This window comes from Marivita sp. S0852 (assembly GCF_046591575.1).
Taxonomy (GTDB): Bacteria; Pseudomonadota; Alphaproteobacteria; order Rhodobacterales; family Rhodobacteraceae; genus Marivita.
Window position 1 is genome coordinate 26,651 of record NZ_JBIQWA010000007.1, and the last position, 21,038, is coordinate 47,688.

14 protein-coding genes are annotated in these 21,038 nt (G+C 52.8%); 10 read left to right on the forward strand and 4 right to left on the reverse strand.

Features of this window, described 5'->3' with window-relative positions; all coding sequences use genetic code 11:
- Positions 1–2 precede the first annotated feature (2 nt).
- The 3 genes from ACG74X_RS15335 to ACG74X_RS15345 are packed head-to-tail and all read right to left on the reverse strand — an operon-like array spanning position 3 to position 4,760.
- A complete protein-coding gene (locus ACG74X_RS15335) occupies positions 3–1,535 on the reverse strand; it encodes a monovalent cation/H+ antiporter subunit D (protein WP_411235975.1) in 1,533 nt (510 codons plus the stop codon).
- A complete protein-coding gene (locus ACG74X_RS15340) occupies positions 1,532–1,891 on the reverse strand; it encodes a Na+/H+ antiporter subunit C (protein ID WP_411235977.1) in 360 nt (119 codons plus the stop codon). The genes ACG74X_RS15335 and ACG74X_RS15340 overlap by 4 nt, the downstream gene beginning before the upstream one ends.
- 1 nt (position 1,892) lies before the next feature.
- Entirely contained in the window at positions 1,893–4,760 is a 2,868-nt protein-coding gene (locus tag ACG74X_RS15345) for a monovalent cation/H+ antiporter subunit A (RefSeq protein ID WP_411235978.1), read from the reverse strand.
- 232 nt (positions 4,761–4,992) lie between these two features.
- On the opposite strand from ACG74X_RS15345, the gene ACG74X_RS15350 reads away from it, so the two are divergent.
- The 4 genes from ACG74X_RS15350 to ACG74X_RS15365 all read left to right on the forward strand — a co-directional run bounded on the left by ACG74X_RS15350 (position 4,993) and on the right by ACG74X_RS15365 (position 12,831).
- Positions 4,993–6,159, forward strand: coding sequence for an efflux RND transporter periplasmic adaptor subunit (locus ACG74X_RS15350; protein WP_411235979.1), 1,167 nt, complete (start codon positions 4,993–4,995; stop codon positions 6,157–6,159).
- A 5-nt stretch (positions 6,160–6,164) separates the two neighbouring features.
- Positions 6,165–9,335 (forward strand): efflux RND transporter permease subunit, encoded by a 3,171-nt coding sequence (locus ACG74X_RS15355; protein WP_411235980.1) that lies wholly within the window; start codon positions 6,165–6,167, stop codon positions 9,333–9,335.
- A 311-nt stretch (positions 9,336–9,646) separates the two neighbouring features.
- Positions 9,647–10,657 carry a TAXI family TRAP transporter solute-binding subunit gene (locus ACG74X_RS15360; protein ID WP_411235981.1) on the forward strand — a complete coding sequence of 337 codons (1,011 nt, stop codon included), beginning with the start codon at positions 9,647–9,649 and terminating at the stop codon, positions 10,655–10,657.
- A 65-nt stretch (positions 10,658–10,722) separates the two neighbouring features.
- The gene (locus tag ACG74X_RS15365; RefSeq protein WP_411235982.1) at positions 10,723–12,831 is read left to right on the forward strand and encodes a TRAP transporter permease; all 2,109 of its coding nucleotides are present in this window, start codon (positions 10,723–10,725) and stop codon (positions 12,829–12,831) included.
- A gap of 67 nt (positions 12,832–12,898) precedes the next feature.
- Here ACG74X_RS15365 and ACG74X_RS15370 read toward each other — a convergent pair whose 3' ends face one another.
- On the reverse strand, positions 12,899–13,672 hold the full coding sequence (locus ACG74X_RS15370; RefSeq protein ID WP_411235983.1) for a hypothetical protein: 774 nt from the start codon (positions 13,670–13,672) through the stop codon (positions 12,899–12,901).
- A gap of 147 nt (positions 13,673–13,819) precedes the next feature.
- Between ACG74X_RS15370 and ACG74X_RS15375 the strand changes: the two genes are divergently transcribed.
- The 6 genes from ACG74X_RS15375 to ACG74X_RS15400 all read left to right on the forward strand — a co-directional run bounded on the left by ACG74X_RS15375 (position 13,820) and on the right by ACG74X_RS15400 (position 21,012).
- Complete coding sequence (locus ACG74X_RS15375) at positions 13,820–15,067, forward strand: NAD(P)/FAD-dependent oxidoreductase (RefSeq protein WP_411236090.1); 1,248 nt, start codon at positions 13,820–13,822, stop codon at positions 15,065–15,067.
- 131 nt (positions 15,068–15,198) lie between these two features.
- Positions 15,199–16,023 carry a flagellar motor protein MotB gene (locus tag ACG74X_RS15380; protein WP_411235984.1) on the forward strand — a complete coding sequence of 275 codons (825 nt, stop codon included), beginning with the start codon at positions 15,199–15,201 and terminating at the stop codon, positions 16,021–16,023.
- A 103-nt stretch (positions 16,024–16,126) separates the two neighbouring features.
- Complete coding sequence (locus tag ACG74X_RS15385) at positions 16,127–17,428, forward strand: flagellar hook protein FlgE (RefSeq protein ID WP_411235985.1); 1,302 nt, start codon at positions 16,127–16,129, stop codon at positions 17,426–17,428.
- Between the two features lie 23 nt (positions 17,429–17,451).
- Positions 17,452–18,900 (forward strand): flagellar hook-associated protein FlgK, encoded by a 1,449-nt coding sequence (flgK, locus tag ACG74X_RS15390; protein ID WP_411235986.1) that lies wholly within the window; start codon positions 17,452–17,454, stop codon positions 18,898–18,900.
- Positions 18,901–18,910: 10 nt separating this feature from the next.
- A complete protein-coding gene (locus tag ACG74X_RS15395) occupies positions 18,911–19,915 on the forward strand; it encodes a hypothetical protein (RefSeq protein ID WP_411235987.1) in 1,005 nt (334 codons plus the stop codon).
- A complete protein-coding gene (locus ACG74X_RS15400; protein ID WP_411235989.1) occupies positions 19,912–21,012 on the forward strand; it encodes a flagellar basal body P-ring protein FlgI in 1,101 nt (366 codons plus the stop codon). The genes ACG74X_RS15395 and ACG74X_RS15400 overlap by 4 nt, the downstream gene beginning before the upstream one ends.
- Positions 21,013–21,038 lie beyond the last annotated feature (26 nt).

Consider the following 21,038-nt stretch of genomic DNA (forward strand, 5'->3'; position numbering starts at 1 on the left):
TGTTATCCCCCTTCATTCGGCTCTAAAACTGCCGAGATATAGCCTGCGCGGTCAAACAACTGCGCTGACGTGTTCTCAAGATATGCCGACACAGGTCCGGCAAAAACCGCAAGCCCAGCCAGCGCCCCCAGTGCAAGCATGGTTGGCGCAACCTGTAGCGCCGTTGCCGGTGGTTTGTGCGGACCGTCTTCGGCGACAACGGGATCAGTCTGCATTGATGTGGATTTCCAGAACAAGGTACTGCCTGCGCGGGCAAAGCCGAGAATGGTCAAAAGCGACCCGATGAGAATTGCACTCCACGCCCAGACCATTGCTCCGGGGTCGCGAAGCGCATCCAAAACCAATAATTTCCCCAGAAATCCGCTCAGCGGGGGCATTCCCGCCATCGCAATCGCCGCGGCAAAGAACAGCGCAGCAAAAAGTCCGTTTTGCACGGTGGCCGGAATCGGTTTGAGAACATCTGATTGACGGCGTGTTACAACCAGATCGGCGATAAGAAACAGGCAAGCTGCGGCAAATGTTGAATGCACCATATAGTAAAGGGCCGCGGTGGTTGCCGTTTGGGTGAAGGCGGACACCGCAATCAGCAAGGTACCCATCGAACCCACGACGGAAAAGCCGATCAACGTCATCAACCGACGCGCTCCCAACACGCCAATGGCCCCTATCGCGATTGTCACGAAAGATGCCATGAAAAGCCAGGAGTTCGCCAAGCCTTCGGTGCCTGGAACGTCCGGTCCAAACACCACTGTGTGAATCCGCAAAATGGCATAAGCGCCGACTTTTGTCATAATCGCGAACAGGGCTGCAACCGGTGCCGGTGCATTTGCGTAGGTGGCAGGCAGCCAGAATTGGACCGGGAAAAGCGCGGCCTTGACTGCAAAAACAATCATCAAAAGGATCGCGGCAACCCGCACCAATGCGGCTTCTTCGGCCGGTATTTGCGGAATACGCACAGCAAGATCAGCAATATTGAGCGTCCCGGTCGAAGCGTAAAGCGTGCCAAGCGCAAAGAGAAAAAGGGTAGAGCCTGCAAGGTTCATCACCACATATTGCAAGCCCGCCTGCATGCGATCTTTCCCGCCCGAATGAATCATCAGGCCGTAGGAGGCGATCAACAGCACCTCAAAAAATACGAAAAGGTTAAAAACATCCCCTGTCAGGAACGCACCGCAGATGCCCATCAGCTGAAATTGGAACAGCGCATGAAAATGGCGACCGCGGTTATCCCAGCCGGTGGAGATTGCATGTATCAAGACAATCAGCGCAAGAACCGCTGTCAGCAGCACCATGAGAGCCGATAACTGATCAAGCACCAGCACAATGCCAAAAGGTGCCGGCCAGTTGCCCAACCTGTAAATATGCGTGTCGCCATCAGACGCGAGGATGACGAGGCCAATGGCAATTGCCAGAAGCAACACGGTCGATGTCGCCGATGCCACGCGTGCAAGCGTGATGTCATAACGCATCACAAACCCGATCAACGGCGCAAACATTGCCGGAAGAATGACGGGCAGAATTATCCAGTGCATCATGCGCGCGGCTCCGTCACGTCGTCTTTGTTGTCAGGGTCGACATTGATCTTGTCGCTATCCGCTTCGAGAAATGCACCAAGACCGATCATCACCAGAACAGCGGTCATTCCGAAAGAAATGACAATGGCAGTCAGCACCAGAGCCTGCGGCAGGGGGTCAGAATAGGCGCCATCTCCGTATTTTGACAGTATCGGAGACATGTCTATCGCCAATCGCCCGCTGGCGAACAGAAAGACATTGACCGCGTATGACAAAAGACCAAGGCCGAGGATCACGGGGAACGTCCGCAGCCTTAGCAAAAGATACACACCACCCGCCGTCAGAATGGCAACTGTGCTTGCAACCAGAATTTCCATGTCAGACCTCTGCCTTGTCATTGGCACCCTGATCGCCGGGGTCATAATCCATAGCGGACACATTCACATCCGAAGAGGTGCCTGCCGCGCGCGCGATACGAGAGAGGCTGTACAGCATGAGCATGACCGCCCCGAGAACAGTCAGGAACACACCCAGGTCAAAGAGCATGGCTGTGGCAAGTTCAAATTCCTCGATCGGCGGCAGGTTGATATATGTGTACGAACTGGTGAGGAACGGCCGTCCGGCAAGCCATGCACCGATGCCGGTCAAACCTGCGATAACGACGCCGAACCCGATCATCGAATGATATTCGATTTTCTTGCGCTCTTGTGTCCAGGCAAACCCCGAGGCCATATATTGCATCAAAAGGGCGATCGCGATGACAAGCCCTGCCACAAATCCGCCGCCAGGTTCGTTATGGCCGCGCAGGAAGATATAGATCCCAACCACAACGGCAATTGGCATCAGAACGCGGGTCACAACGACCATCATCAATGGGTGGCGGTCGCGCGACCGATCGCTGGAGTAGTCTGTGTTTTTCAAACGACGCGCCGCTGGTCCGTCCAAAAGCGCATGCATGAGCGCATAGATGACAAACCCGGCAATCCCCAAGACGATGATTTCGCCATAGGTGTCATATCCGCGGAAATCCACAAGGATCACATTCACCACATTGGTGCCTCCGCCCCCTTCATAGCTGTTGGCGATGTGGTAGCTTGAAATCGTGTCGATATCGCGCATCAGAAACGCATAGGCCAATGCACCAACACCACTACCGGCGGTCAGCGCGATTGCTCCGTCGCGCAGTTTAAGCGCCAGCGGGCTTTCTTTGGGAGTGGTTTTCGGCAGGAAATGCAGGGCCAAAAGCAGCAACATAATGGTTACCGTTTCCACCGAGATCTGTGTCAACGCAAGATCCGGGGCAGATAGGTAGACGAACCCTGCGGATATCGACAATCCGATGATGCCAATCAGAACCAGCGCGCGAAAGCGATGGTGATGCATCACAACCACAGACAGCGTTGCCACAACCAGCATGACCCATCCGACAGCGACAACAAGAGGCACTGGCAACAGATCACGTGTCGGCGCGGACAATCCACTGCCGGAATAGGCGATCCAGCCCAGAGCCACGGACGTTACCGTAAAGATCGCGAGATATCGGCTGATCGCGCCGTTATGAGACCACTCCGTGATGCCCCGGCTCAGGGATACGCTTGCGCCGACAAGCCGGTCAAAAATCGCCTTGGCTTCTGGACGGGGCGCTTTGATCCAGGCCTTGTCCAAGGGACGGTGCATCGCCAAAAGAGCAAGGCCGCCGCCTACCGCGATGACGGACATCCAAAGCGCGGGCGTCACGCCATGCCAGATCTTGAGGTGCGGATCGAGCGTTGCCCCGGTGACCGCACTTGCTGCGGCTGCCACAATGCCATCGGCCAGAAAAGGCATCACGCCGATGAGCACCACCAAGGTGCACAGCAAAGCCGGTGCGGCCCACATGCCAAAGGGCGGATCATGCGGCTTGGCCGGATAGTCATCGCGTACCGGTCCTAAAAATACGTGCGAAATAAAGCGGAACGAATACGCCACCGACAACAGCGCGCCAAGCGTGGCCGCAATTGGCACGGCATATTGGCTGCCGAACCACGCCGTGTGCGAAGCCTCTTCCAGCATCATCTCTTTGGACAGGAACCCGTTGAAAAGGGGTATCCCCGCCATCGACAGTGCAGCAACCGTGCCAATTACAAAGGTGACAGGCATCAGATGCCTGAGCCCCCCGAGCCGTTTTATGTCGCGCGTGTGGGTTTCGTGGTCGATGATGCCTGCCGTCATAAAAAGCGCGGCTTTGAATGTCAGATGGTTGATGATGTGGAACACCGCCGCAACCGCAGCGGCTTGTGTGCCAAAGCCCAGCAACATCGTCAGCAGGCCCAGATGACTGACAGTGGAGAAAGCCAAAAGCGCTTTCAGGTCATCTTTGAACAAAGCGATAAGCGCGCCCAGCACCATAGTGATCAAACCTGTGGTGGCCACGATGTAGAACCAGGCATCCGTACCGGCAAGCGCCGGCCACATGCGTGCCATCAGGAACACGCCGGCTTTTACCATCGTTGCAGAATGGAGATAGGCCGAAACCGGCGTCGGTGCGGCCATGGCGTGCGGCAACCAGAAATGGAACGGGAACTGCGCCGATTTGGTGAACGCGCCCAGCAATATCAGGATCAGAGCGGGCAGATACCATTCAGACGCCTTGATCTGATCACCCGCCGCCAGAATATCCGTGAGGTTGTAGCTGCCCACGATATTGCCAAGGATCAGCATCCCGCCAATCATGGCAAGCCCACCCGCACCCGTGACCGTCAACGCCATTTTCGCGCCCTGGCGGCCCTCGGGGAGGTGTTTCCAATACCCGATAAGCAGGAAAGACGACAGTGACGTCAGCTCCCAGAAAATGAGCAAAAGCAGGATGTTGTCAGACAGCACGATTCCCAGCATCGCGCCTTGGAAGAGCAGCAGATAAGTATAGAACTGCCCCATTGGATCGTCGCCAGACAGGTAAAACCGCGCATAGAGCGTGATCAAAAGGCCGACGCCGGTGATCATACACGCAAATAGCAGGCCCAGCCCATCCAGAAAGAACGATGCCGACAATCCCAGTTGCGGCAGCCAGGCAATCTCGGCCTGGATCACCTCACCACGCAGAACTGCCGGAGCAAGGGTCAACAACATGATCAGCGCCAACGCGGTAGGAACGGCGGTGAACACCGCGCTGGAGGTGCGCCCAGCGCGGATCATGAGGCCCGGTAACAATGCGCCAATAAACGGCAGCAGCGCGATAATAACGAGAAGATGGCCGTCTTGGCTCATGATCAACCTTGTGAGATATCTGGTTCTCGATTGGATAACGAGTGTTTCATCTGCTGTAAAACAAACTCATTGTCGCAAACATAAAGTGTGGCCATTTTTCATGTGTCGCTGAATTTTCGATTGTAATGGGTGAGCTTAACAAGGTCGGTTGTTCTGTGAAAACCTGCCTTTGGTCAGATTTGCTCTATCTCGTAGCCTGCGGCGCAGCGTCGCTTTGAACAGGAGTGGTTTAATGCAGCTTTGGTCCCGCACTTGGGTGGTGATTTTATTTCTGGCCATCCCCCAGCTTTCTTTGGCGCAGGAACAGCCCGCTGGTGTTTTAACAGAACGTGTCACGGTCAATGTCATGTCCGAAACGGTCGCGGTGTTTGGCGAGGTCGTGGCCGGACGCGAAAGCGCTGTTGCCGCGCGGGTCGGCGGAATTGCCGAATTTGTTCCGGTGCAGGTCGGAGACCGGGTGAACCAAGATGATGTGCTTGCGCGTCTCGATGTCGAATTGCTGGATATTGAGCTGGCTCAGGCAGAGGCGGAAGTTGCTATCGCTGATGCAGGTGTTGCGGTTTCTGCGGCACAACTCGACAGGGCGGAAAAGGCATTTCGGCGGGCCGAAACCCTGCGCGGCAATTCGACGATTTCGCAGGCACAGCTCGAAGAGCGCGAGAGCGATTTTGCCGAGGCAAGAGGGTCTCAGCAAGAAGCCGAGGCGCGCCTCAAGGCCTCCCAGACCGCGCTGGACCAGGCACGGTACAGATTGAACAATGCGATCGTCCGCGCCCCTTTTGATGCGGTTGTGTTGGAAGTATCCACGGAAGTTGGACAATTCATTGCCCCCGGCAGCCGGGTCGCGACATTGATCGACACAAGCGCGCTGGAGATCGAAGCGAATGTCCCGGCACGGTTTGTCGGTGCGCTTCAGCCCGATGAGCTTGTGACAGCAACAACGGATATCGGGCAGGTGGTGTCTTTGAAAATGCGAGCCATTCTGCCCACGGAATTTTCCGCGACGCGGACCCGCCCGGTGCGGTTTGCTCTGTCCGGAGAGACAGGCGCAATTGCGGTTGGACAGACCGTGACACTTGACGTGCCGGTCAGTCAGTCGCGTGAGGCGTTGGTGGTGCCCAAGGACGCCATCATACAATCGCAAGATGGTTGGAGCGTTTTTGTCAATGAAAATGGCAAGGCGATGCCCCGAACAGTCCAAATAGGCGCGGCTTTGAACAACGCTTTTGAAGTGATTTCCGGGTTGTCTGAGGGGGACGAGGTCGTTGTGCGCGGCAATGAGAGGTTGCGTCCGGGACAGGAAATCGCGCCGTCAGGGCCTCCGCAGGCCGCGCCAGAAGACGAAGGGCGTCTTGGAAATTCTGCAGACGCGGCGGCGACGTCTGAGATCAAAGGATAATCGCTATGGATCTGATCCGCGCATCGATTGACCGACCCATTGCGGTTGTGGCGGTTGTTTTCATGGCCGTGCTTTTTGGTGCATTGGCCTTGAGCCGCATCCCTGTTCAGCTGGCACCCGATGTGCGCAAACCGGTTGTCGTGGTTCAGACCTCGTGGCCCGGGGCGGCACCTGTGGAAATCGAGCGCGAGATTATCAATCCGCAGGAAGACGCTTTCCGTGGTTTGGAAGGTCTTGAAATCATGACCAGCCGTTCCGAGACCGGTCAAGGGTCAGTCACGCTGGAATTCGCGACCGGATCGGATATGGGGGATATCCTGCTTTTGGTGTCGAACCGCCTGGATCGTGTCGGCGGGTATCCAAGCGAAGCCGTAGAGCCAACCCTTAACACATCTGGCGCAGATGACAGCCCGATCGCCTGGGTCATGGTCAAAGCGCTTGACGGGACGACGCAGCCCTTGCCGGAATTCGGTGATTTCGTGGAAGACGTGATCAAGGAGCGCATTGAACGGGTAAATGGCGTGTCGACCGTGAATGTATATGGCGGTGTCTCGCGGGAATTGCAGATCGTGATCCGCCCCGAAGAGCTGGCCCGTCTGGGTTTGACAATCCCGGCCGTTGTGGCGCGGTTGCGTGCCGAAAACATCAGCGTTTCGGCTGGCGATGTCGAAGAAGGCAAGCGCCGCTACACCGTGCGCGCGGATGGCAAGCTTAACACCATCGACGCAATCAATTCGGTTGTTCTGCGCAGCGAAAGCCTTGGGTCGAACGGGGCGCTGGGCCGCGTGCGTGTCGGTGATGTGGCAGATGTTGCTTTCGCTTACAAAGAAAACACGGCGCGATTGCGGTTTAGAGGTGAGCCTGCATTGGCCTTCAATGTCGTGCGCGAACAGGGCGCGAACGTGATTTCAACAATGGAAGAGGTCAAGTCGGTCATTGTCGAGCTTGAGAACGGTCCGGTTCGGGCAAACGGCCTGACCCTTGAGCAGGTTTATGACGAAACGGTCTACATTGAAGGTGCCATTGATCTGGTGACGCAAAACATCTGGATCGGTGGTTTACTGGCGGCGGCTGTGTTGCTGATTTTCTTGCGCAGTCCTCGGGCCACGCTGGTGATCAGTATGGCAATTCCAGTGTCCATCGTTGCCACCTTTGTGGCGATGGCTGTCACAGGTCGTACGCTTAACGTGATTTCTCTGGCGGGCATCGCATTTGCGGTTGGTATGATCGTCGATGCCGCTATCGTTGTGCTTGAAAACATCTTTCGTCACCGCGAAGAAGGCAAATCGCGCCGAGAAGCGGCCTATGTTGGTGCCAAACAGGTTTGGGGCGCGATCCTTGTATCAGCATTGACCACTGTGATGGTGTTTATTCCCATTCTGGTCATGCAGCTTGAGGCTGGACAATTGTTCAGGGACATCGCTGTTGCGATTTCGGTGTCTGTTCTTCTGTCGCTGGTTGTGGCTGTAACGGTCATTCCAGCGCTGTCCAGTCGGCTGTTGAAAGGCGGCGAAGCCAAGAAAATTCCCTTGCCGGGCATTGATCATTTCGGTCGCGGGTTTTCATGGCTGATCATGGCCTATGTGCGGTTTACAGTTCGGTTCAGGGCCGCTGGTTTGGTGATGGTTGCCGCCATTGCCACAAGCGCTGCTGTGGCGGCGTGGTTGTTTCTGCCCAAACTGGAATACTTGCCAGAGGGCAACCGCAACCTTGTCTTTGGCCTGATCATTCCGCCACCCGGATACAATCTGGAAACCACTGAAACGATTGCGCAACGCATCGAGGAGGTCGCAGAGCCGATGTGGACGGCGCGTCCGGCACTGGAAACCGAAGATGGATTGCCGGCGCTGGAATCGTTCTTCTTTGTGGCCACACCCGGTAACAGTTTTGTTGGCGCAGCTGCAATGGATGGCAGCCGCGTGGCCGAGGTTATTCCGATCCTGTCTCGTCCGATCTTTGCCGAACCCGGCACTTTTGGTTTTATGACGCAACCGTCCTTGTTTGGCCGCGGTGTCGGTGGAGGACGATCAATAGAGTTGAATGTCTCCGGTGACGAGCTCGAAGATATCCTTGCCGTTGCCGGGCAAGCTGCCGGTCGGATCAGCCAACTGCTTCCCCGGTCAGAAGGACATCAGTTCCGCCCGCTTCCCGGACTCGAACTTGGCGCGCCAGAGGTACGCCTGATCCCGGATCGCGTCCGCCTGGCGGATGCGGGGCTGACAACGCAGGATCTGGCGGCGACTCTGGACGCCTATAATGACGGTTTGCGGGTCGCCGAGATCAATGTGGGCAACCGGCGACTGGATCTGACCCTAAAAGGTGACAGCACGGTGTTGAGCGGACTGCGCACACAGGATGTCGGCAGTTTTCCGGTTGTCACGCCGTCGGGACAGATTGTTCCGGCATCCGAGCTTGCAGAAGTGCGCGTGACCGCGGGGCCTACGGAGATCCGGCATCTGGAACGTCTGCGTACCGTGACTTTGGAAGTCCGGCCGTCAGACGCTCTGCCATTGGAGGCGGCTGTTGACCTTTTAGAGACTGGCGTCATCGACGTCCTGGAGGAGCAAGGGCTTCCTGCGGGTGTACGTCTGTCAGTGTCCGGGACGGCTGATCAGCTGTCGCAGACCTGGAGTGCGATTCAGATCAATCTTGGGGTGGCTTTGGTGATTGTCTTCCTTGTCATGGCGATTTTGTTCGAATCCTTTGTTCTTCCGCTTGTCGTGATGATCTCGGTCCCGGTTGCGGCCGCCGGTGGTGTTGGCGGGCTTGCGGTTTTGAACATCATTGGCACGCAACCCCTTGATATGCTGACTTTGCTGGGCTTCGTGATTTTGGTGGGCATTGTGGTGAACAACGCGATTTTGATCGTACACCAATCTTTGTATCACTTGCGTGAAGACCAGATGTCCCCGACTGACGCGATCGAGGAGGCAACGCGCAATCGTATACGGCCGATCTTTATGTCAACGCTGACATCGGTTTGTGGAATGCTTCCTTTGGTGTTGTTCCCAGGAGCAGGATCAGAGCTTTACCGTGGATTGGGTGCCGTGGTGGTTGGCGGGCTGTCCATGTCGGCGTTTTTGACGCTGTTGACGGTTCCCCCGCTGTTGCGCCTTGTGCTGAAAGCACGCACATCCGAGGCAGAACGAGGTCCGGAGCCGATTGCGGCTGAGTAAATCTTGGTTTGACGCTGATGGTGCGCAGAAACCTTCGGCATAGATCGAACAATGACCACATCTGCCCCGTCTTTCGGGGCACCACCTCGTCCACGCGGATGCTGTTGCCGAAGCTATGGGACTAAGGCGCGGACCGCTGAATGAGAAAATCGTGAAGCTGGGTTTGGCGACGTCCAAGCTTTTGGACCCGGTGCCGCGTAAATGCGCATTCCATGTTTTTCGCGGCCTGCGGATTGTTTCATACCAAATGTCCCACCGATCCCCTATATTTGCCTCAGCACTGCAAAAGTGCATTTCTGTGGGAGGACATTATGAAACATTTCAAGACTGCCGCGCTTGCGGCGACCATTGCGTTGTCGAGTGCGGCCGTCCAGGCGCAGGACGACGGCGCAAATTACGTGTTGGCAACCGCATCGACCGGCGGCACCTATTACCCGGTGGGCGTTGCGCTTGCGACACTGGTGAAAGTAAAGCTTGAGCCAAAGCAGAAGATCGGCATGGCTGCGATCAGTTCTGCCGGATCTGGTGAAAACGTCCGGTTGATCCGCGAAGGCGAAGCGCAATTCGGCATCATGCAAGGTCTTTACGGCTACTACGCCGCGACCGGCACAGGCCCATTGGAAGAGGTGGGGCCGCAGGAAAACCTGCGGTCGGTTTCAATGCTGTGGCAGAATGTCGAGCATTACATAATTTCATCGGATGCAGTGACCACCGGTACGATGGCAGACATGGTTGCGCTCAAGGGTGAAGGCATGGCGCTGGGCAGCCAGAATTCGGGGACCATTGGATCAAATGCAGCGATTCTGTCTGGTTTCGGCATTGATATCGAAAGCGACTACGAACTGGTGTTCGGCGGCTATGGCCCGTCGTCCGAGGCGCTTCAGAACGGTCAGGTCAAGGGTGTCGGCATTCCGGCCGGTATTCCGGTGGGCGCGATCAGCCAGCTGATGGCTTCCGCGGGGGAGTCGGTCACATTGCTAAACTTCACCGAAGAAGAGATGGCGATGGGGGATGGCGATCGCGGTCTTTGGACCCCGTTCACCATTCCGGCGGGCACGTATCCCGGTCAGGATGCGGATGTGCAAACAATTGCGCAGCCGAACTTCCTTGCAACAAGCGCAGACGTGCCGGAAGAGCATGTGTATCAGATCACCAAAGCCATGTATGAAAACCTGCCATTCCTGCAAGCGATCCATCCTGCAACCAAGGCAATGGCGATTGATCGGGCAATAGCCGGTCTGCCGCTTCCGCTGCATCCCGGTGCTTTAAGATATTACCAGGAAGTCGGATTGGACGTTCCAGAGCGCCTGATCGCCCAATAACCAACCGCTTTGTTTAACCAGCCCCGGTCGATCTGGGGCTGGCTCTCTGACGTTGGGGTGGGATCATGTCAAAGATCGACGAAAACGAGGACGGAAGCCGCTTGCGGTCTTTCAAAGGGATGGCAGATACGGCGTTGTCGATTGTCTGTTTTCTTATTGCGGTCGGGCATATCTACGTTGCCTTTGACCCGATCCTGTCCGAATTCCAACGCAATGCTTTTCATTTTGCCGGGTTCGCGGCACTGGCGGCAATCCTGTATCCGATGTGGCGTACGCCTTCGGGAAGGACAGCGCCGCTTGCGCTTGACCTTGTGCTTGGCGTGGCGGTTGCCATGTCAGCGGTGTGGCTGACCTTTGCCGAAAACGCGATTTATGCGCGGGGCGTTAAGCTTGCTCCGGTAGATTGGGTTGCAACAGCCATCTGCGTTTTCGGAGCAATCGAGCTGACCCGCCGTGTTGCCGGTTTGATCATACCGATCCTTATCATTCTGGCGCTTAGCTATGTTGCGTTTTGGGGAAAATATGTCAGCGGCGTTTTCGCCTTTCCCGGTCTGAGCGTTGAGACCGTCGCATTTCGTTCCATTTTTGGGGATGACGCGATGTTTGGAACGATTGCACGCATCTCTTCCACATATGTCTTTTTGTTCATTATCTTCGGGGCATTCCTCTTACGCTCTGGGGCGGGCGAGTTCGTGATCAATATGGCCCGCGCCGTTGCAGGCAAAATGGTGGGCGGGCCGGGCATAGTTGCCGTCATCGCGTCTGGTTTGACCGGGACGATTTCCGGGTCTGCGGTTGCCAATACGGCGTCAACAGGTGTGATCACCATCCCTTTGATGAAACGCGCGGGGTTTCAGCCAAAATTCGCGGGTGGCGTTGAGGCCGCTGCATCAACCGGTGGCCAATTGATGCCGCCAATCATGGGTGCAGGAGCCTTTGTCATGGCCAGTTTTACGCAGATCCCATACGAAAAAATCGTCGCCGTTGCTGCACTTCCGGCGCTGCTTTATTTTCTGTCGGTGGCATTCTTTGTGCGTATTGAAGCGCGTCGCCACAATTTGCCGCCAATGCCGGATGAAGGCCAGACTCTGGTCTCGGCGTTCAAAGAGGGTGGTGCAAGTTTCTGCATTCCGATTGCCACGTTGATCGGTATGTTGGTGGCCGGATTTACCCCGACTTATGCTGCGGTTTTTGGCATTTTGGCGGTCGTTGCCTCCAGTTGGCTGACGAAAAATCGCATGGGGCCAAGGGCCGTTTTCGAAGCCTTCGTCATGGGAACGAAAGGGATGGTTTTGACCGCAGTCTTGTTGTGTTCTGTTGGTCTGATTGTGAACGTGATTGCGACTGCTGGCATCGGCAATACGTTCAGTCTTATGATCTCAAGCTGGGCCGGTGGAAACATCCTGATCGCGTTGATCCTGATCGCACTGGCCAGCCTTATCCTTGGCATGGGGCTGCCTGTCACGGCGGCCTATATCGTGCTGGCGACACTGTCAGCACCTGCCTTGTCGGGCATGATAAGTGACCAGTTTGTGATCGCAGAGTTGGCGGCTGGCAATTTGCCAGAGGCTGCCAAAGCGGTGTTGATGTTCGGTGTGCCTGAACAGGCAGAACTATTGAGCCGGGACGTGACCAGGGCCGAGGCCGCCAGCCTGATTCAAACCCTGCCACTCGAAATCGCGGCACCACTGCGCGAGCTTGTTGTTCCGCAATCGGTTGCGATGAGTGCTCTTTTGTCGGCGCACATGATTATTTTTTGGCTCTCGCAGGATAGCAACGTGACGCCACCCGTGGCTCTGGCCGCCTTTACCGCTGCTGCGATTGCCAAAGCACCCGCCATGGCGACCGGGGTGGCCAGCTGGAAATTGGCCAAAGGCCTTTATATTGTGCCGGTCTTGTTCGCCTATACACCGTTTTTGTCCGGTGACTGGCCCGTGATGATTCAGGTATTCTGTTTTGCAGTCATCGGTGTTTACGGTCTGTCTTCTGCGCTTCAGGGATGTATGGAAAAACCGTTCGGGTTATTGATGCGCGGGCTGTGTTTTCTTGCCGGTGTGGCGTGTCTCTGGCCCGGTGCGGTGATCGCCAATCTGTTGGGTGCGGTCGCGGTTCTTGCGCTATTGTTTTGGAATATTCGGTTCACCAAAAATTCGGTTACCGAAGTCGCGGTCTAGAATTGCAAATTGAACGACTTCAGAGGCGCGTGGCGTTTTCGCCAAGCCACTGCGAAGAATTGCGCGTTCAGGAATAGGCGCAATCAGGGCCACGTTCGAGTGGCGTGTCAATCGTTCTCTCGGTCGGCATCCAGTCAAAGATTGCCAAAGCCTGTCCGCTGTCAAACCCAACATAAAGCGTACCGGTTTCAGGCTGTAAGGCGACGCCTTCCGCATCCACACCATAAGCCGACAGTGGATGAACCGACAGGACGCGCCCATCAGGAGCAAGCTCAAACAGACTGTTCAAGCCTTCATTGTCGTCGACGACAAGGATATTGCCGGAATAGGGGTCGCGCGTGACGCCTTGAGGTTCTGTCATCGGCGGATCAAATGTGTCGCCGAACAGTTCCATCAGTACAGATCCGTCCGGTGCGATGCGCATAAGGCGCGATGGATCATCTTCCACGACAAGAAAGCTGCCATCAGCGTCTTTGTGCAGGCCTTCTGTATCAAATAACGTGTCGCTCAACCTAAAAGGTTGATCAATGGCCCGTCCGTCACGATCCAGCCTGCGGAATTCCCCCCAGCCGTTGGCGATCAAAAGACCATCCCGTTCGACGGTCAAACTCCGTACCGAACTCATTTTCGTGTCGAGCCGGCGCAGCTCTTTGCCAAAGGTCGAAAGCAGAACGATTTCCGAACTTTCATTCGCGATCCAGATTCCACAAACCTGAGCATCATACGCGATGCTGACGGCTCGGAAATTCTGGAGTGTTTCGCGATGAAAAATGTCCGCCTGGACTGCACCGATCTGGGATGTTGCGATCGCAACGAGAGCTGACATCAGTTTACCGCGCATCAACCATCTCCATCATAGAAATTGAGATGTTTCAAAGTCCGAGAATTTCAAGAGAAACCCGCCAATGGCTCAGGAGATCCTTGTTCTGCTTTTTGAAACTATGTCATCAAGGATTAATGCCACAAGTGGCAGTTGAATGAGGTGTTAATGCCGACCGACCGTAAACATGTAATCGTCATCGGCGCTGGAATTGTTGGGGTTTCAACCGCCATCTGGCTACAGCGGTTGGGGTCCGACGTCACGCTTTTGGATCGGCAAGATCCCGGGTTAGGGGCCTCGTTCGGCAATGCCGGTTTACTTGCGGCCTGCGCGATGGTTCCCGTCACCACACCAGGCCTTTTGGCGAAAGCGCCCAGAATGATCCTGGATTCCAACTCGCCACTGTTTCTGCGTTGGTCTTATTTGCCGAAACTGGCCCCGTGGCTGTTTCGCTACCTCAAACACGCCAATGACGCCGACACGCAGCGAATTGCAGCAAGTTTGACTGACATCACCGCGGATACGGTCGATCAACATATGGCCTTGACCGACGGGTTGACCGCGCGGGAGTTTATTACCTGCAGCGACTACGTTTTCGCCTACGGCTCTAGGGCAGAATACTTAAAAGACCGCTATGAATGGGATCTCCGTGCGGAACACGGATTTGTTCCCACCCTTATCGAGGGACCAATGGTTCAAGAGTATGATCCAGGTTTCGGCCCGAAAATCGCGTGTTTGGCAGTGGTCAAACATCACGGCTTCATTGTTGATCCGGGTGGATATATTGCAGCACTTGCAGCGGCATTCCAAGAAATGGGTGGCCGTGTTCTAAAAGCATCCGTGCAGGATATTGAAACACATGACAATCTTCGCCCGCGCGTGGTTACAAAAGCTGGTCCATTGGATTGTGATAATATCGTCCTTGCTTCAGGGGCATGGTCCAAAAACCTGATGTCAAAATTGGGGGTGTCCGTACCTCTCGAAACAGAGCGCGGATATCATATTGTGCTAAAAGACGCCACTGGCGGTCCGCGTGCGCCCTCTATGATATCGGCGGGAAAATTCGTTGCGACGCCCATGCGCGCTGGGCTGCGGTGCGCCGGAATTGTCGAATTCGGCGGACTGGAGGCAGGCCCGTCTGATGCACCTTTTGCGCTTTTACGACGTCAGGTCCGGGATGCTTTCCCAAACCTAGAGTTTCAAGGTGAGGAAACCTGGATGGGTCATCGTCCGGCGACACCCGACAGCCTTCCTTTGATTGGTCAGGTCAGAAACACAGGTGTTTATACGGCGTTCGGACACCAGCACGTAGGTCTGACCGCAGGCCCGAGAACAGGAAGACTGGTCGCGGGGTTGATTATGGACCAATCGTCAAACCTGAATCTAAAGCTGTTCGACCCCCATCGGTTCCGCTGAACAGCTTGTAAAAACGGTCGGTTTAAAGGGATACGCGTGAGCCATTCAAAACATGTCGACTTTTAAGTGTTAAGCCAAGGTTTACGTCCTTCTGCTATCCCGTTCCTTGGGGTGTAAGGAAAGGTATGGGTATGGCGTTCGACAGTAATGTCGCGCCGGTCATCATCAAACGTAAGAAAGTGGTCGTTGAGGACGGGCATCATGGTGGTGCCTGGAAGGTGGCGTATGCCGACTTCGTCACCGCAATGATGGCGTTCTTTATGTTGATGTGGCTGTTGAATGCGACAACGGAAAAACAACGTAAAGGCATCGCTGACTATTTCAGCCCAACCGCACCGATCAGCCGTTTGTCGAGCGGGTCTGACGGAATGATGATGGGCGAAAGCGTGTTCGCTAATGATGTTCTGCCACGTATGGGCGTGGGTGCAAGCTCGCTGCACCAAACACAGGGGGATGCATCCGGCGGCGGTGACGCATCCGAAGAAGACACGGCGCAGGATAAAACTTTCAAAGAGATGACGGATGTCTTTCTTGGTCTCGGTGGCGAAAGCATGCTGGAAGACCGATGGCTCCGGCATGTTGTGACCCGGGTCACAGATGAAGGTCTTGTGCTTGAATTTCACGACAGACCAGAAAGCCCGCTTTTTACGGACGGCGCGACGCCAACCGATATTCTCTACGAGATTGGCTTCGCAGTTCAGGAAGCAAGTAAGATGCTTAATAACGAAATCGCCATTGAGGCACATGTTGCGACCATTCCGTTGGTCCAGCGTGAAGATCCGACCTGGGACTGGTCATCTGCGCGTGCGTTTCAATTCTCTGACATTTTGACAGGATTCGGGTTTCCGCCAGACCGTTTGCGCCGCGTAACGGCTTACGGAGATCGCGAACCCGTCGTCGATAACCTGATGTCACCGCGGAACAATCGCCTCGAGATCATCTTCCTCCGGTACTAGGCGAAGTCCTTAAATCACTCGAATTTTATCTGTTAGGTCATCCTTAAATAGGCTGCCTTATAGATGTGCTTGCAAATGTGCCAACACTCTAGAAAGGCGATACATGTCGATTTCTTCTTCTTTCAGCGCAGGCATCGTTGGGCTTGCGTCCAATGCAACAAGGCTTGCGACCATCTCCGATAATATCGCCAATTCACAGACGCCTGGCTATAAACGGGTAGAAGCAAACTTCCATTCCATGGTTGTGACATCTGGCAACGGCAGCTACACCGCTGGGGGCGTTCGCGCCACGACGCAACGCTATATTGACCAGAACAGTGCGATTGCATCCACGTCCAATGCCACTGACCTCGCTGTCAGTGGACGGGGCTTTTTACCAGTCGCCCAAGCGACTGAAGTTCTTGCGGGAGAAGAGAATCCGCAGATGTTCCTCGCAACAACTGGCTCTTTCCGTACCGATGCGAACGGATATCTTCGAACCCCATCAGGGCAGATGCTCCTTGGCTGGCCAGCAAATCTGGACGGCAGCATCCCGAATTTCCCCCGTGCCACCAACGAAGCTTTGGAACCGGTGCGCGTAAATGTAAACCAACTCAGTGGCGAACCGACAACACGGATTGAATTGGGCATCAACCTGCCTGCGACCGAAACAGAGTTTGGCGCGCCCGGCGATCCGTTGATCCAGACCATTGAGTATTTCGACAATCTTGGACGCGCCGAAACACTAGAGTTCACGTTCACTCCGGTTGTTCCCGGCGCTGGGACATCCAATCAGTGGGCCCTGCAGATTGTCGATAGTGCAGATCCCGCTACGATTATCGGAGAGTATGATCTTGAGTTTAACGATGCACCCACCCTTGGCGGGACCCTTTTAGGAGTTACCGACATTGGCGGAGGGCCATATGATCCGGCGACCGGCATTTTAACGGTGACCGCGCCTAGCGGACCAATTGATATCAACATTGGGCGCCCCGGTCTTAACGAAGGATTATCTCAACTATCCGACATATTTGCGCCCTTCAATATAAGTCGGGATGGCGCGCCTGTTGGGAAGGTTACTTCCGTCGAAGTGGACGAAACTGGCCGGGTAAATGCATTTTATGACACAGGCACCATTCGGACCCTATATCAGGTACCACTTGTTGACATGCCGAACCCAAATGGAATGGCCGCCGTTGGAAGCCAGCTTTACATGCCAACACCAGAAAGCGGCAGCTTTTTTCTGTGGGATGCAGGTAATGGATCAACTGGCGATATTCTCTCTTTCGCCCTTGAAGAATCAGCTACAGACGTCGCCAATGAATTAACCGAACTTATCCGTACGCAGCGAGCCTATTCTTCCAATGCAAAAGTTATTCAGACTGTTGATGAAATGCTCCAGGAAGCCACCAATATTAAGCGCTAACCGATTGTAAAAGGAACTTTAATATGAGTCTATCTGGGGCTTTATCAAATGCAATCAGTGGCTTAACGGCGAATACGATTGGTACATCCACTCTTTCTGCAAACGTTGCAAACGCACTGAATGAAAATTATGGCCGCCGAACTGTAAATTTAACAACGAACGTAAACCAATCCTATGGCGGAGTACGCGTTACTCAAATTGAACGATTTTCTGATCCAGTGTTAAACCACCAAAAACGTCTTGCCTCAGCCAGTTTTGCTGAAAAACAGACTCTTTCTAAATTCAGTGTTGAATTTGAAAACCTTTGGGGGAGTGTCGACACTATAACTTCAATGTCTAAAAAGTTAACAAAATTTGAAACAGCTCTACTGTCTGCGTCAAGTGACCCTTCATCAGACATAAGACTTCGCGCTGTAGGTCAAGCAGCTGACACTCTTGCCAATGGTATCAAATCAGCAAGCAAAGGTGTTCAGGCAGTCCGAACGACAGCCGATCATCAAATTGCATCAGCCGTTGATACAATAAATACACAATTGTCCCAGCTTGAACGCTTGAATATCGATATAATGTCTGCACGGCATCGCGGCCAAGACATGCTGAGTTTAATCGATAGTCGCGAAAAAATATTAAATGACCTATCTGAATTTATTCCTCTTCGAGTAATTGAACGAGATAGTGGTGCCATCGCTATTTTTTCAAATCAAGGGCGAACACTCCTTGATGTAAAAGCAACACAATTTAATTTCACAAAATCACAGATCATCCAACCGGAAATGACAATCGAAAATGGTTTGTTGTCAGATTTAACTGAAATTAATGTCACAAACTCCATATCCTTAGAAAATATGTTTTCCGGCGGAAAACTTTCGGCATTATTCGAAGTTCGTGATACTATAGCTCCACGCTCTCAAGCACGGCTTGATGCGATAGCACGGGAAATGATTGAACGTTTCGGGCATGGTGGTGGAGATAACACAATAACTCCTGGGGATTTAGGCGTATTTACTGATGCAGGAGCAGTATTCAATGCATCTAATGAAGTAGGTTTGGCCAGTCGATTGTCTCTAAATGAAAATCTATTGCCGGAATCTAATGAGCTTTTTAAATGGCGAGATGGATTGTATGCAACAACTATTGGAGCGGTAGGAAATTCTAGCCTATTAGAAGATATTAGAGGGCAAATACTAAGCCAACGCCTCCCGTCGTCAGCAATATTAGGGCTCACTGCTAAAACACTAATTGGGCATGTGGAAAATTTTTCTGAATTTATAGCGTCAAATCGAAACGAAACAACTGAAGCCACTGATTTAGCACGACAACAATTCGATATGTACAATCAAGCCCATGCAAAAAATGGTGTGAATAGTGATGAGGAGCTGCAAAAACTTATCATACTTGAAAAATCTTTTGCTGCAAATGCGCGTATTATTCAGGTAGTCGATGAAATGTTAACGGACCTTTTGCAAATTTAAGGAGAGACAAATGCGCCCAATCGGAGATCTTAGCGTTATGCTTAAATCGAGGAACTCACAGAATTTTCTTGAGCGCACTGTGAATCAGGCGGCGCAGTCAGTAACGACCGGTATTGTTGCGGATAAAACCGAACATCTAGGGGGATCCACGCTTGGACTGTCTCTTCTAGAGAGAAAAGCAACATTATTGAAACAATTACAGGCGAATCTTTCTGAGGCTCTTATATATGCTAATGGGCAACAAAGTAGCCTTGAATATATAAGAAATGTAAGCGAAGACCTTGCAAATAGCTTGCCGCCAATTAGCCAGCAAAATTTACAAAATGAATTGGTCCCATTGTCCGAACGTGCTGAAGCTGATATGAAAAATGTGGTGCAAGCCCTCAATAAAGCTATTGCTGGCAAACACGTTTTTTCTGGAACTGAAAATAATAATAAGCCATTAATTGAGTCGTCAACTATATTGTCTCAAGTAAAAATTAAGACTGCTGGGTATAATACCGCGTCTAGTGTTATCTCAGAAATCGATACTTGGTTTGAGTCAGTGGGTGGTGGTTTTGACAGTATCGCCTATAAAGGATCATCTAGTAGCTACATAAATATTCCTATTGGCGTAGATGTCGAAGCGGAATATGGGTTTCGAGCAGATGACGTAGTAGTAAGACAATTATTGAAGAATATTTGTAAGGTTGCTATAGCTACCGATCCAAGTTCAAGTTTATCAAGTGCCCAGAGGAAGTTGGTTCTAGAAGATGCATATGTAGGGTTGATAGAGAGTGGTAGTCCATTAATTACTGAGCAGGCAAACTTGGGCATAATTGAAGAAAATATAATTGAAAGTAAGGACAGAATTTCTCAAGAAGTTTCTCAAACTGAGCTGATGATTCAAAATATGATCGGTATTAATCAATTTGAGGAAGTAACAAAGTTTGAGGCAGCGCAGAAGAATTTACAAATATTATATCAAATAGTGGCTCGACAATCACAAGCGTCTTTTTCGGATTATTTGAGATGAGAGTATTATTTCCATTTGTCTTTCTTCTTCTTTTGTCATTCCACGCTCAGGCACAGGAGGTCAGACTAAAAGATCTGGCTAACTTTGAAGGAGTTCGCGGGAACGATCTTGTAGGGTATGGTTTGGTCGTAGGCTTGGATGGAACAGGTGATGGCTTGCGAAATTCGCCTTTTACGGAAGATATGATGTCAAACATTCTTGAGCGACTTGGTGTAAATGTGACTGGCGAGCAATTTCGCGCGAAAAATGTTGCCGCAGTTGTTGTAACGGCGACATTACCAGCCTTTGCTCGAGCAGGCAGTCAGATTGATATAGCTGTATCAACCATCGGAGATGCTTCAAGTTTATTAGGTGGTACATTAATTATGACACCACTCAAGGCTGCTGATGGAGATATATATGCTGTGGCACAGGGTGCGATAATCGCGGGAGGTTTCGTTGCAGACGGAGAAGCGGCTAAACAGGTGCAAGGCGTACCTACCTCCGGTAGCATTCCGTCCGGTGCATATGTAGAGCGTGAAATCGATTTCAACTTTAATGAGCTTAAGTCAATTATTATTAGCTTAAAATCAGCAGACTTTTCCACAGCGTCGAAGGTTGAGAAAGCTATAAACTCTCTGTACGATAAGAGCTTTGCTCAAATGCTAGATTCGCGTACTATTCAAGTAGAGCTTGACAGTATTTCATCGATATCGCCCTCGCAATTCGTATCGCAAATAGAAAATTTGTTAATCCGTCCAGATAATTTGGCTAAAGTAGTGGTCGATCAACGATCTGGAACAATCGTTATTAGCGAAAATGTTCGTATTTCTAGGGTCGCTATAGCTAAAGGTAACTTAGTATTGACAGTGGAGGAGGATCCCTTAGTGATTCAGCCTAATCCTTTCTCCGAGGGTGAAACAGTTGTTGTGCCGAGGTCTGTTGTTGACATTGAACAGGCACCGGCGGTGTCATTAGTAGAAATATCAACTATTACAACACTAAGCGATATTATTACTGGGCTCAACGCTCTTGGCGTTTCGCCAATTGATTTAATTGATATTTTGAAAACTGTAAAGGCGGCAGGTGCTCTCCATGCTGAATTTATTGTATTATAATTTTAGGCTGTAAGGAGGTTCAAGGC

Coding starts and splice junctions, on each gene's coding strand:
- ACG74X_RS15335 (WP_411235975.1), bottom strand. CDS start 1,535: ATGATGCACTGGATAATTCTGCCCGTCATTCTTCCGGCAATGTTTGCG.
- ACG74X_RS15340 (WP_411235977.1), bottom strand. CDS start 1,891: ATGGAAATTCTGGTTGCAAGCACAGTTGCCATTCTGACGGCGGGTGGT.
- ACG74X_RS15345 (WP_411235978.1), bottom strand. CDS start 4,760: ATGAGCCAAGACGGCCATCTTCTCGTTATTATCGCGCTGCTGCCGTTT.
- ACG74X_RS15350 (WP_411235979.1), top strand. CDS start 4,993: ATGCAGCTTTGGTCCCGCACTTGGGTGGTGATTTTATTTCTGGCCATC.
- ACG74X_RS15355 (WP_411235980.1), top strand. CDS start 6,165: ATGGATCTGATCCGCGCATCGATTGACCGACCCATTGCGGTTGTGGCG.
- ACG74X_RS15360 (WP_411235981.1), top strand. CDS start 9,647: ATGAAACATTTCAAGACTGCCGCGCTTGCGGCGACCATTGCGTTGTCG.
- ACG74X_RS15365 (WP_411235982.1), top strand. CDS start 10,723: ATGTCAAAGATCGACGAAAACGAGGACGGAAGCCGCTTGCGGTCTTTC.
- ACG74X_RS15370 (WP_411235983.1), bottom strand. CDS start 13,672: ATGCGCGGTAAACTGATGTCAGCTCTCGTTGCGATCGCAACATCCCAG.
- ACG74X_RS15375 (WP_411236090.1), top strand. CDS start 13,820: ATGCCGACCGACCGTAAACATGTAATCGTCATCGGCGCTGGAATTGTT.
- ACG74X_RS15380 (WP_411235984.1), top strand. CDS start 15,199: ATGGCGTTCGACAGTAATGTCGCGCCGGTCATCATCAAACGTAAGAAA.
- ACG74X_RS15385 (WP_411235985.1), top strand. CDS start 16,127: ATGTCGATTTCTTCTTCTTTCAGCGCAGGCATCGTTGGGCTTGCGTCC.
- flgK (WP_411235986.1), top strand. CDS start 17,452: ATGAGTCTATCTGGGGCTTTATCAAATGCAATCAGTGGCTTAACGGCG.
- ACG74X_RS15395 (WP_411235987.1), top strand. CDS start 18,911: ATGCGCCCAATCGGAGATCTTAGCGTTATGCTTAAATCGAGGAACTCA.
- ACG74X_RS15400 (WP_411235989.1), top strand. CDS start 19,912: ATGAGAGTATTATTTCCATTTGTCTTTCTTCTTCTTTTGTCATTCCAC.